This window comes from Micromonospora radicis, assembly GCF_003583405.1.
Classification (GTDB): domain Bacteria; phylum Actinomycetota; class Actinomycetes; order Mycobacteriales; family Micromonosporaceae; genus Micromonospora; species Micromonospora radicis.
This window is the reverse complement of sequence record NZ_QXEC01000032.1, coordinates 21,849-33,492: the sequence shown is the minus strand read 5'-3', so window position 1 is coordinate 33,492 and position 11,644 is coordinate 21,849. Positions and strand designations below refer to the sequence as shown.

7 protein-coding genes, 1 tRNA gene and 1 pseudogene are annotated in these 11,644 nt (G+C 69.5%); 3 read left to right on the top strand and 6 right to left on the bottom strand.

What is annotated here, in order from left to right; all coding sequences use genetic code 11:
* The first annotated feature begins 49 nt into the window (after positions 1-49).
* Positions 50-123 (top strand) — tRNA-Pro (locus tag D2L64_RS24015).
* Between the two features lie 315 nt (positions 124-438).
* Here D2L64_RS24015 and D2L64_RS28085 read toward each other — a convergent pair.
* A pseudogene (locus D2L64_RS28085) lies at positions 439-825 on the bottom strand (serine hydrolase domain-containing protein); the annotation flags it as partial.
* Positions 826-845: 20 nt separating this feature from the next.
* On the opposite strand from D2L64_RS28085, the gene D2L64_RS28340 reads away from it, so the two are divergent.
* Both D2L64_RS28340 and D2L64_RS24000 read left to right on the top strand, forming a co-directional pair.
* Positions 846-2,219 carry an FAD-binding oxidoreductase gene (locus D2L64_RS28340; RefSeq protein ID WP_119579474.1) on the top strand — a complete coding sequence of 458 codons (1,374 nt, stop codon included), beginning with the start codon at positions 846-848 and terminating at the stop codon, positions 2,217-2,219.
* Between the two features lie 271 nt (positions 2,220-2,490).
* Positions 2,491-5,316 (top strand): AfsR/SARP family transcriptional regulator, encoded by a 2,826-nt coding sequence (locus D2L64_RS24000; protein ID WP_119579473.1) that lies wholly within the window; start codon positions 2,491-2,493, stop codon positions 5,314-5,316.
* On the opposite strand, the gene D2L64_RS23995 is transcribed toward D2L64_RS24000, so the two are convergent.
* From D2L64_RS23995 to D2L64_RS23975, 5 genes are all read right to left on the bottom strand, one after another.
* Positions 5,306-5,929 carry a hypothetical protein gene (locus D2L64_RS23995; protein WP_119579472.1) on the bottom strand — a complete coding sequence of 208 codons (624 nt, stop codon included), beginning with the start codon at positions 5,927-5,929 and terminating at the stop codon, positions 5,306-5,308. The two genes, D2L64_RS24000 and D2L64_RS23995, sit on opposite strands and share 11 nt — an antisense overlap.
* Positions 5,926-7,257, bottom strand: a complete 1,332-nt coding sequence (locus D2L64_RS23990; RefSeq protein WP_119579471.1) for a cytochrome P450 — start codon at positions 7,255-7,257, stop codon at positions 5,926-5,928. Before D2L64_RS23990 ends, D2L64_RS23995 begins: the two co-directional genes overlap by 4 nt.
* A complete protein-coding gene (locus D2L64_RS23985) occupies positions 7,254-8,099 on the bottom strand; it encodes a 2-oxo acid dehydrogenase subunit E2 (RefSeq protein WP_119579470.1) in 846 nt (281 codons plus the stop codon). The genes D2L64_RS23990 and D2L64_RS23985 overlap by 4 nt, the downstream gene beginning before the upstream one ends.
* Positions 8,099-9,232, bottom strand: coding sequence for a 3-phosphoserine/phosphohydroxythreonine transaminase (gene serC / locus D2L64_RS23980; RefSeq protein WP_119579469.1), 1,134 nt, complete (start codon positions 9,230-9,232; stop codon positions 8,099-8,101). The genes D2L64_RS23985 and serC overlap by 1 nt, the downstream gene beginning before the upstream one ends.
* Before the next feature lie 120 nt (positions 9,233-9,352).
* Positions 9,353-11,620, bottom strand: a complete 2,268-nt coding sequence (locus D2L64_RS23975; RefSeq protein ID WP_119579468.1) for a protein kinase domain-containing protein — start codon at positions 11,618-11,620, stop codon at positions 9,353-9,355.
* Positions 11,621-11,644 lie beyond the last annotated feature (24 nt).

Below are 11,644 nucleotides of genomic sequence, written 5' to 3'. Positions count from 1 at the left end.
GCTGCGCTAAGCTGTAGCGGCTGTCGCGGGCAACGGCCCACGGTGGCATCGGGACGTGGCGCAGCTTGGTAGCGCACTTGACTGGGGGTCAAGGGGTCGTCGGTTCGAATCCGGCCGTCCCGACAGCGAGAGGGTTTCCGCAGGTCAGAGACTTGCGGGAGCCCTCTTTTCATAGCCCTGTCTCGATGTAGTGGTGTGTGAGGCGCTGCTGGAACCCTTAACTCGGGTGGTTTAGTGAGCCGGTCTTGGTTGCCTCCGCTGTGAATCGCCTACTGGGCGTACTGAATCGACGTCGTCAAGGACATCGCTGGACCGCTTAACGGTGGATGATTCTAGGGTAAAAAGGACGCGATCCTCTGCGCAGAGTCATGGCATTGAGCCTTTTCCGTGCGCCCAGCAGAGTGGAGGTTGATCGTGTAGGTGGTTGATCTTCGTTCGTATGCTGCTCGTGTGGTATAGCGGTATCCGGACGGTGACCTGGCCCGAGTTCATCAGGCACGACGTCGGGCAGCCAGGTGCCGATCGGGTCGTCGGGCCGAGGTGGCCCTGGTCGACGAGCTGTAGCACGGTGGTGGCGACGAACGTCTTGGTGGTGCTGCCGATGCGGTGCCGTATCTCGGGCTTCATCAGTTGGGGCCTGGTGAGAAAGGCGTGGCCGGCGGCCTCGCGCCAGTCGTGGCGGCCGTCGTGCACGGCGGCCAGCACGACTGGCACACCGGTTTTGGCACCGCGGCGAGCGCACCGCAGGGGGACCCGGTGGTGTCGGGCATCAACCGTAAGTCGATCCGATGTCGACTTGTGCTGGCTTCGCTGGCCGTATGGAATCTGGCCCAACTGTTTTCGACATGCTCGACGCGGCACAGGTCGCGGAACTCCGAGCCGCCGTGGCCGGCTCGGTTTCCCGGCCCGACGACCACAACTATGACGTCGACCGCGCGACCTACAACCTGTTGACGCCCCAGCAGCCGGCGGCGACCGTCGGCGTGCTCGGTGTCGACGATGTGCGGGAGACGGTTCGTTTCGCCCGACGCCACGGGTTGCCGGTGGCGGTGCAGGCGACGGGACACGGTGTGGGCGCACCGGCCGACCGAGGCGTACTGATCAACACCAGCCGGATGACCGGGGTGGTGGTGGATCCCGAGGGGGCCACCGCCCGGGTGGAGGCCGGTGTCCGCTGGCAGAGCGTCATCGACGAGGCGGCCAAGTACGGCCTCGCGCCGATCAACGGCTCGTCGCCCACCGTCGGTGTGGTGGGCTACACCCTCGGCGGCGGGCACAGCCCGTTTCTGGGACGTAGCCACGGCTACGCCGCAGACCATGTCACCGCCATCGACATCGTCACCCCCGACGGTGAGTTCCACACCCTCACCTCGACCTCGCAACCCGATCTGTTCTGGGCCGTTCGCGGCGGCAAGGCGAACTTCGGTGTGGTGACCGCCATCGAGTTCCGGCTCTTCCCGCAGGCACGGCTCTACGGTGGCGGTCTGTTCTTCCCCGGCGCGCAGGCGGCGGCGGTGCTGCCGGCGTGGCGATCCTGGATCGAGGACACGCCGGACGAGTTGACCTCTTCGGTGGCGTTGGTCCGGCTGCCGCCGCTGGAGGAACTGCCGGAGCCCCTTCGTGGCCAACTGGTGGTCCATGTGCGGATTGCCTACCTTGGGACCGAGGAGGCGGGGCAGCAGCTCGTCGCTCCGCTGCGCCGCGCGGGGACACTCCTGCTGGACACGGTGGCGGAGTTGCCGTACGCGGCGGTCGCGTCGATCCACAACGACCCGGTCACCCCGCTGCCGATCTGCGAGCGATCGGCGTTGCTGCGGGAGCTGACCCCGGCGCAGCTCGACCGGATCGTCGGGCTCGCCGGGGAGACCGCCACGGTGCCGGTCACCATGGTGGAGATCCGTCATCTCGCCGGTGCGCTGCGCCGGCCGCCGCAAGAGCCGAACGCGGTGGCCAATCGCGATGCCGCGTTCCTGCTCTTCGTGGCGAGCGTCGCCGCGCCGGACGAGGTGCCGCGGCACGCGGAGTATCACGGCAGCATCATCGCCGTCGTGGCGGACACGGACACCCATCGCACCTTCGCCAACTTCCTGACCCCCGGCAACGGTGGTCCGGAGCATGTGGCGACCGCCTACCCGCCCGAGGTATACGAACGCCTGGTGGACCTCAAGCGTCAGTGGGACCCGGAGAACTTGTTCCGGTTCACCCACACCGTCCGCTAACGCTTGCCGGGGCGCCGGTACTCGTACGGCGCCCCGGCCACCCCACCCGGGCCGGTGAGCAGCGACGCCACCGTCGCCGCCGAATTGGCTGCGGCGATAGTGGCCGACGACTACGGAGAGTAGAAAAGGTTGAAGAAATGACCCGGTTTCAGCCTCGCCGTAGGTCACGTGTCGTACGAACCGTGCTGCCGTCCGACCTATCGTGACCGGGTGACCAGCGAGCGACACGACAGCATGGTGCCGAACCGGGCTGTCTCGGGGTGAGCAGACGATGACAGGCGATCCTGGCGACCGGTTCCTGATCCTTGGGCCGTTGAGTGTCTGGCGCGACGGGGTTGAGGTGGAACTGGGGCCACCGCAGCAGCAGGCGCTGCTCGCGGTGTTGTTGGCCCGTGCCGGACGGCCGGTCATGATGACCGAGATCATCGATGTGATCTGGGGCGAGCACCCACCGTCGACCGTGGTGAATGTGATCCAGAGATACATCAGCCGGCTGCGCCGGGTACTGCCCGTCGATGCCCTGGTGCGCTGCGCGGGAGGCTATCGGCTGAACCTCGATGCCGACCGGGTCGACCTGTTGGTGTTCCGTCGCCGACTGGCCGCTGCCGCCGAGGCGGCTGCCGACGATCCCGATGGCGCGCTGGAACTGCTGATGAAGGGGTTGGGGCTGTGGTACGGCCAGGTGGCCGCGAGTGTGAGCCACGTGATCCGGGAGGCACCAATCTTCGCCGAGGTCAACGGCGAGTACGTGTCGGCGGTGCTGCGCGCCGCTGACCTCGCGCTCGTCACCGGCAACTCGGAGCGGGTCCTGCCGGTGCTGCGTGGCGCGACGGCGCTGGCTCCCTTCGACGAGTCACTCCAGGCAGCGCTGCTGCGTACGCTGGCCGCCGCTGATCGCCCGGCGGAGGCGCTGACCCAGTACGACGCCTTCCGGCGCCGGCTCGCCGACGAACTCGGGGTCGGGCCGGGGCCTGCGCTGGCTGCCGCCCACCACGAGATCCTGTGTGCCGCGCCGGTGGTCCCGGCGTCGCTGCCTGATCGACCGCCGTCCGGTGGCCGTCCAGCGGTCACCTCGGTGCCGGTCCGTCCGGCGCAACTTCCCGCCGACCTGCCGACCTTCGCCGGCCGGAGCGACTCCCTCGATCGCGTGACGGGCTACCTCGGCGGCTCGGCGTCCACGGCCCGGCTGGTGGCGATCAGTGGCATGGGCGGCATCGGCAAGACGACCCTGGCGGTGCACTGCGCGCACCGGCTCGCCGCCGTGTTTCCCGACGGTCAGCTCTACGTCAACATGCGAGCGTTCGATCCCTCCGGGGTCGCCCTCAAGCCGCAGGACGCGATCCGGTCCTTCCTCAACGCCCTCGGTCTGGCGGAGGAACAGCTGCCGGCCAGCTTCGAGGCTCAGGTGGCGCTCTACCGGAGCCTGATCGCGGGTCGTCGGATGATTGTCGTTGTCGACAACGCCCGCGACGCGCAGTCGGCCCGCCCGTTGTTGCCTGGTGCTCCCGGCAGCGCGGCGATTGTGACCAGCAGGGACCCACTCGTCGGCCTGGTGGTGCAGGAGGGGGTGCTGCCGATCGTCCTCGGCCTGCTCGCTGACGAGGAGGCCGAAGCGGTGCTGGATCACCGCCTTGGTCCGGGCCGGTTGGCCGCCGAGCCGGATGCGGTCCGGGAAGTAATCAGCTTCTGCGCCGGCATTCCGCTCGCGTTGGCGATCTTCGCGGCCCGGGCGGCGTTACATCCACAGTTCACCCTGCGGCATCTCGTCGCCGAACTCAATGTGCGCCGGTTGGACTCCTTCGAGCAGGCCGACGGCGACCCTGACCTACGCGCCGTCTTCTCCTGGTCGTACGAGCAGTTGGGGGCGGATGCCGCGCGACTGTTCCGGCTGCTCGCCCTGCACCCGGGCCATACCTTCGGTGCCGCCGCCGCCGCGAGCCTGCTCGGCGCCGACCCGGGCCAGGGCCGGGCGCTGCTCGGTGAGCTGTCGCGGGCGAACCTGCTATCGGAGTGTGAGCCTGGCCGGTTCCGGATCCATGATCTGGTGCGCTCCTACTCGGCCGAACTCGCCCACCTCGACGGGCCGGCGGCGCAGCGGGAGTCCAGCCAGCGGCTGTTGGACCACTATCTCTTCAGCAGCCTTGCCGCACTGGCCTTGCGGGATCCGGAACAGATCCACCGCGCCAGAGCCCCGGTCCTGCGGCCGGTACCGGACGTTACCGTCGAGTCCTTTGCGGAACGCGGGAGTGCGTCCACCTGGCTGACCAACGAACGGCGGACCCTGCTCGCCATGATCAACCTTGCGGTCGCGCTCGGCGCCGACACGCACGTGTGGAGCCTCGTCTCGGCGATGGAGAGCATGCTGCGGTCGTACGAGTACTGGGCAGACTGGAAGATGACGCTGTACCAGGCGCTGGCCGCGGCGGAACGACTGGAGGACGCCACCCTGCAGGGCATAGCGCACCATGCGTTGGGATACGTGCACTCCGAGCCGATGCTGAATGTCCCGGAGGACGCCGAGCGGCACCTGCGCGAGGCCATCCGCCTCTGCGCAGGCGCGGGCGACCTGCTCACCGAGGCGCACGCCCACCGCACCCTGGCCCGGCAGTGGCGGGGCCGGCCAGCGGAACGCGAGCAGTTCGAGCTGGCCCTGTCGCTCTACCACCGCGTGCAGGCATGCCGCCCCGGATCGGTGCCGCCGGACTACTTCGCGTACGTCTACGGCCAACTCGGCCGATACGACACGGCACTGGACTACGCCTTGCGCGCGGTGCGACATCTCGACCAGGCCGGAAACCACCGGGAGGCGACCGCCTGGCACACGCTGGCGACCATCCAGGTCGGGCGTGGGGACGTGACCGCGGCGCTCGCCGCGAACGATCACGCAGTGCACCTCTGCCGACGGCTGGGCGATGAGTACGCCGCAGCCCGGCTGCTGGTCGGTCTCGGCGAGCGGTTGACCGTGGTGGGAGAGACCACCGAGGCCCGACGATCCCTCAGCCGGGCGCTCGACATCCTGAACCGACTTTCCCACCCGCGCGCCGAGTCGGTGCGGGCCACGTTGCGGGCCATGACAGCAGAACCGGTCAGCGCATGATGTGTCGGGCGGCGGGTACGCCATCCGGCCGCGTCGATGACGAACTGGTCTGAGGCCCCGGCGCCGGCCTGTCGAGTGACAACCGGATGAGATGGCGTTCCTCGCCATGGAGGCTGACGTGGTGGACGCGCCGGGCGCCGAGCCGCAGGTAGGGCTGGACGAGGCGTCGGGTACACGTGGCATAGGCAACGGCAAACCCCCGGGACCGCAGGTCTGGAGCGACGAATTCGTCAAGTAGCCGGCGGAACAGCCCGGCTGCCTCCGGGAGTGGCGCTGGCGTCATCAGGTTGAGCAGTTCGCAACAGTGGTCGAGGTCCAACGGTTCGGGCGCGAATCCGAAGCGCGCGGACTGGAACCTGCCGCGGGGATCGATGTTCACCGCCAGATAGCAGCCTGGCATCGCGGCGCCGGCCGCAGCCCACTGGTAGATGATCTGATCGCGGTAGGGGACGCGGGTCCGTAGCAGCCGCCGGTCGTGGTCGAAGTCCCAGATCAGCCGGACAAGACGATTGTCGGCCAATCCGGCGTACGCGGTGTAGAAGGTCCGCTCGTAGTGTTCGACCTGGGCCGGATCGTGGTGATCGAGGATGCTCCGGACGTCGGTGGGGGTCATGCCGGGGGCGCCGGGCGTACGTGCATCGGCAGCCCGGCGCCGGGGTACTGGGTCACCTCGGTGGCTGGCGTGACCGGGTGCCCGTCCACCATCTGCAGGCGCACCTGGCGTCCAACGACCGCCAACACGCTCATCATCGTCGCCATGGCGAAGCTCTCCCCGATGCACTTGCGGGGACCGACGCCGAACGGCAGGTACGCCCGGCGCTGTTGTGGAGTCAGTCGACCTGGCGCGAACCGCTCCGGGCAGCTCTGCGCGGGCTTCTCCCAGACCGTGTCGCTGCCGTGCGAGACATGGATCGGCACGACGACGTTGTCCCCCTGCCGTAGGTCGATATCGCCGATCTGTTCGTCCGCGGCGGCCGTGCGGGGCAGGGTGTAGACCGGCGGGTGCAGCCGCATCGACTCCTGGAGGACCTGCCGGGTGTACGGCAGGGCGGCGAGATCCCGGTAGGTCGGCGTGCGGTCACCGAGCACCGCGACCAGTTCGGCGTGCAACCGGTCCGCCACCTCGGGATTGCGGCCCAGCATCAGCAGGGTCCAGGCCAGGGCCGAGGCGGTGGTCTCGAAGCCGGCGAAATACAGCGTGACGATCTGGTCTCGGAGTTCGCGCATCGAGTCGGGCCGGTCACCGAAGGCCCGGATGAGCCCGGCCAGCATGTCGCCGTGTTCCCGGTCGTCGGCCAGCCGGTCCGCGATCCGGGCGTACACGAACCGATCCACCTCGGCCAGGCAGCGCCGAAGGTTGCGGTGCCTCCGGGTGGGTACCCAGAACGGTGGCGACAGCGGCATGATGTTGCGGCGGAAGGCCACCGCGAGGCTCGCCCGGGTGGTTGCCACGAAGAGGCCGGCCTGATCCGGCAGCTCCTCGCCGAACATCGCCTGGCTGATCACCCGCAGCGAGAGTTCCCGCATGTCGTCGAGCACGTCGACCGTCTCGCCGCGCCTCCCGGCGGCATGCCAGCGGTCGACCACGTCGCTGCTGATCGCGGACGCGATCTTCACGACCCGGCCGAGCAGGGCGCGGTCGAAGACCGGTCGAGTCGACCGCCGCTGGCGCTGCCAGACCTCGCCGTCGCTGGTGAGCAGCCCGTTGCCGATGCCGAGCGCGAGGTTTCCATGCTGGAATCCCCGCCGGTACGAGGACGCGTTGGTGACCAGGATCCGGTGGACTGCCTCCGGCTCGGACACCAGTGTGTATGTCCGTCGCAGCACCCGGAAGCGAACGAAGCCGTGATGCGCGGCGAGCAGACGTCGGTGCGATCCCAGCAGGTCGGCCTTGAGCGCCGAGAGCTTCTGGTGGACCGGGCGGCGGCTACGCGGGCTCACCGGCTCTGCCCCTCGGCGCGGTCCCCAGCCGACGTGCCGAACTCCTCGTCCAGGCCCGCGGCGGCCTCCACCAGCTCAGCGAAACGGGCCACGAACCGCCCGCCCGGCACACCGTCGACGATGTCGTGGTCGACGGCGACGGTGACGCTCATCATCTTTCGTGGCTCGGCGCGTTCGTTGCGCCAGCACACCCGTTCGAAGATTCCACCGACCGTCACGGAGCAGGGCAGGAACGACTGCACCAGGCCCCAGGACGGGCGGGCGTCGATGGCCGAGCCGACGTTGGAGAGCACCGCCGTGCCCCACTGCCGCTTCCGGCGGACCGGATCACGGCGGATCCACCACCACACACCGCGCCGAAGCAGAGCGGGCATCCGAACAATCCGGCGTCGGCGGCGTACGGCCGGGTCGTCGTAGAGGTCATCCCGGACCGCCCGGCGGATCTCCTCGTTGATCTCGGCGAGACTCTTGCGGTTGGCTGCCCGAACGATGTAGATCACCGGTACCCGGGCGCCGTCCGGCTTGGTCTTCTCCAGCAGGGTGCTGATGTCGACGTCGTCGAAGACGACCAGACGGCCACCCTGGCGGCAGGCGTGCACCCCCGGGTGCTCGCCGATGGCGTGCCCCAGGCAGTACGCGAGGAAGGCGGTGAAGGAGATCCCGTCCGGCATCCGCGTCTTGTGCTCGGCGATCCGGGCAAGAGGCGTCGTGACGTCGAACTCCAACAGGCCGTACCCGTTGTGGGTGCGCTGCGAGATCGCGAGCATGTCGCTGACGAGATTGCGGATCGGTGGCCAAGCCGTCACCTGGTGGGCGTCGCTGATGGCGTTACCTTCCTTCATCAGAGGTCCCCTTGCTCGGTCCGTGCTGTGGCGGACGCCGTAGTGCCGTGTTCGTGGGCGAAGTCGTGGAGGAAGTCGACGAGCTGCCGCACCGCCTGCGTCGAGACCCCGTTGAAGATGCTCGCCCGGCAGCCGCCGACCGACCGGTGTCCGGCCAGGCCGATGATGTCGGCCCGCGTCGCGGCGTCCAGCAGCGGCCCGAGCAGCTCCGGGCAGGTCGGGGTGAACACCACGTTCATCCGAGACCGTGAGTCGGGCTCGACCGGGCACCGGTAGAACGGTGTGGTGTCCAGGAAGTCGTAGAGCAGCTCGGCCTTGCGCCGGGTCCGCTCTGCCGTCCCGGCCAGACCGCCGTTCTCCTGCGCCAACCAGCGCAGCATCTGGCAGGTGACGTAGATCGCGAAGGTCGGTGGGGTGTGGTAGTTGGAGCGGTGCGTGGCGTGGGTCCGGTAGTTGAGGATGGCGGGCAGCCCGTCGGGCACCCCGGCCAGAAGTGACCGGCGCAGCACCACAAGCGTCAGCCCGGCGATGCCGATGTTCTTCTGCGCGTGGGCGTAGACCAGGTCATACTCGGACGCGGCGAACGGCTCCGACATGAGGTCTGAGCTCATGTCCGCGACGACTGGCACCGACACCCGGGGTGCCCGGCGGAACTGGGTACCCTCCACTGTGTTGTTCGTCACCAGATGCAGATACCGCGAATCGGGTCGGGCGGTGATCTTCTCGACGGGGGGGACGGAACGATAGCCGTCCCCGGCTGAGTCGGCGACCACCGCCACGTCCCTTGCGAGGGTCCTGGCCTCGGCAATCGCCTTGCTGGACCAGTAGCCCGTGTCCACGTAGTCGACTCGGTCACCGACGCCGGACAGGTTCAGCGGCACCATGACGAACTGGAGCGAACCGCCGCCCTGAAGCAGCAGCACCTCGTGTTCGTCCCCCAACCCCAGCAGCCGCTGGCTTCGTTCCACGGTCTCGGCGAGCAGGTCCTCGATCTCCGGTGAGCGATGGCTGACCTCCATGACGCTCACACCGGTGTTGCGGAAGTTCACCAGCGCCTCTTGCGCCTGGGCCAGCACCGGCGGCGGCAACGCCGCTGGCCCGGCGGAGAAGTTGAGCGGAAGCCGGTCGGTCATGCGGCCTCCTTCTTTTTGTCGCTGCGCACTGCTGCACCGTCGCAGCCTGGCATCAACAAGGGGTCGACGATTCGACAACCGGTCGTGGCGTGGCCGTCGGGCCCAGGTGTGCGGATCAGCTCACCCACGACGCCACTTCTGGTGGTCGTTTCCGTTGCACTCCCAGATCTGCAACCGGGTGCCGTTCGCCTGGCTGCCGTCGATCGCGTCGACACACTTGTCGGCCTGGGTGTTCACCAGGTCGCCTGCGGCATTGAGGTGGAAACGCTGGGCTGTTGCGGCGGTGCAGGCGGTGAGTTGGACCAGGGCTCCGTTGGCGGTCGAGCCACCGGCGACCGCCAGGCACTTTCCCAGGGCGCGGAGGGTTCCGTCGGCGCCGAAGGTCCACAACTGACCCGGCTTGCGCTGACAGTCCCAGATCTGCAGGGCGGCGCGGGTGTTGGCGTTTCCGTCCGGGATGTCGATGCAACGGCCACTGCCGACCCCGACGATCAGGTTGCTGGCCGCCGCAGCGGTGGTCGCCCTCGGCGAGGGCGCAGCGGGTGTGGTGGGTGGTGGTGCGGTGCCGGGCTGAACGGTGGCCGACGGTTTCGAACCGGTGCCGCCGGGCCGGGACGTGGGCCGGGCCTCGTTCGACGCCGGGCGGCTGGGGGAGGCGGCCGGGTTCCTCGCTCCGGGCGGGACGACCTGGAAGCTGTCAGTGATCAGCGAGAAGGTGGGCACGCTATCCGGCCACCGGGCGGCCGGGGCGGTCCAGGCGATCGTGAACCCGCGCGTGTCGGCGGTGGTGAAGGTACGCGACAAGCTGCGCGTGGCCGTGCCGTCCCCGGCGGTGTACGTCCATTCCCATTCTGCGGCGCGGACCTGGTGGCTGACCCTGGTGAGGCGGATGCGTTGGTAGTCGGTGTGCTGCCGCTGCGCGGCCGTCTCGGCCACGCGTAGGACGGCGACCGGGTCGGCGGGCGCCCCACCAAGGGTGGTGACGACAAGCAGCCGAGCGCCTGCCGGGTCGCGGAACTCGGTCCGGTTGCCACGGCGCTGCGCCTGCCAGCCATTGGGCAGTAGCAGCACGAAGTCGGGGTCGTCCCGTTCGTAGTGCCACCCGCCGGGCGGCGGGAGTACCTGAGCGGCCGGCGTCTCCGCCCCGCCCGAGGGGGTGGCGGTCACCGGTTCGGCTTGCTCACTGGCCGCGGTCCCCATCGCCGCGACGAGGGCGAGCGCCAACGCCGCACCACCGAGCGACCCGGCCAGCAGGCTCCGGCGTCGCCGGCGCGGCGACGGTTCCGCCGAGCTGCCGGGGCTCTCGTCGTGGCCCACGTTCTCGGCAGCGCCATCCGGCGCGCCAGCCACCTCATCCTGAGTCCCGGCGTCCGTCGGGACTGGTTCGTCCGTCGGGACCGGTTCGCCGGCCGGTAGGGGATCGGGCCTGGGCTGGGCGGGCTGTGCCGAAGAGGCAACTGCCCAAGGTGAGGCGACCGGGCCGGCGCTGGGCGGCGGTAGCGGGATGCGGGGCAGCGAGGGAGCCTCGCCGAGGGCTGCCGCGGTGTCTTCGGCGGAGCGGGCCGCGCGGAGCAACTGCTCCGCCTCGTCGGCCCGGATCCGTTGGTCTGGATCCCGTCTCAGCAGCCCGTCGAGCAGCGGCAGCAGGGCTCCGGCTCGCCGCGCCGGTGCTGGTTGTTCCGTGGCGAGGGCGGCCAGCGTGGCGATCGGGGACCGGTGGGGGAACGGGGTGCGTCCCTCGACGGCAGCGTAGAGCGTGGCACCGAGGGACCACAGGTCGGCCGCGGGACCGACCGCGCCATCGGTCACGCATTCCGGTGCGAGGAACGAGGGTGAGCCGAGCACCACGCCGGCCTGGGTGATGTGTGGGTCGCCGAGCAGGGTGGCCAACCCGAAGTCGGTGAGCACCACTCGGCCGTCCTGGGCGAGCAGCACGTTGGCCGGCTTGACGTCACGGTGCAGGATCTCGGCCTGGTGAGCGGCGCGCAGCGCGTCGAGCAGGCCCAGTCCGATCCGCGCGGCCTCGCTTGGCGGCAGGAGGCCGTCGGCTTGTAGCACGCGGCTCAGCGAACGTGACGGCACCAGCTCCATCACGATCCATGGATCGCCGTCGGTGTGCAGCACGTCGAAGACTCGGACGATGTTGGTGTGGTCCAGCCGGGCCACCGCCCGTGCCTCGCGCATCGACCGCTCGCGCAACTCGCGGCGCTCCTCGTCGCCGAGCCCGGCCGGCGGCACCACTTCCTTGAGGGCCACGTCCCGTTGCAGGACCTCGTCGCGAGCCTGCCAGACCCGACCCATCCCGCCCTGGCCGAGTGCCCGGACCAGCCGGTAGCGATCGGCGACCAACTGCTGAGGAACGGGTGGCAACGGCTGCCGGTCGGCCACGCTGCCTCCTCCTCCTCCTCCTGC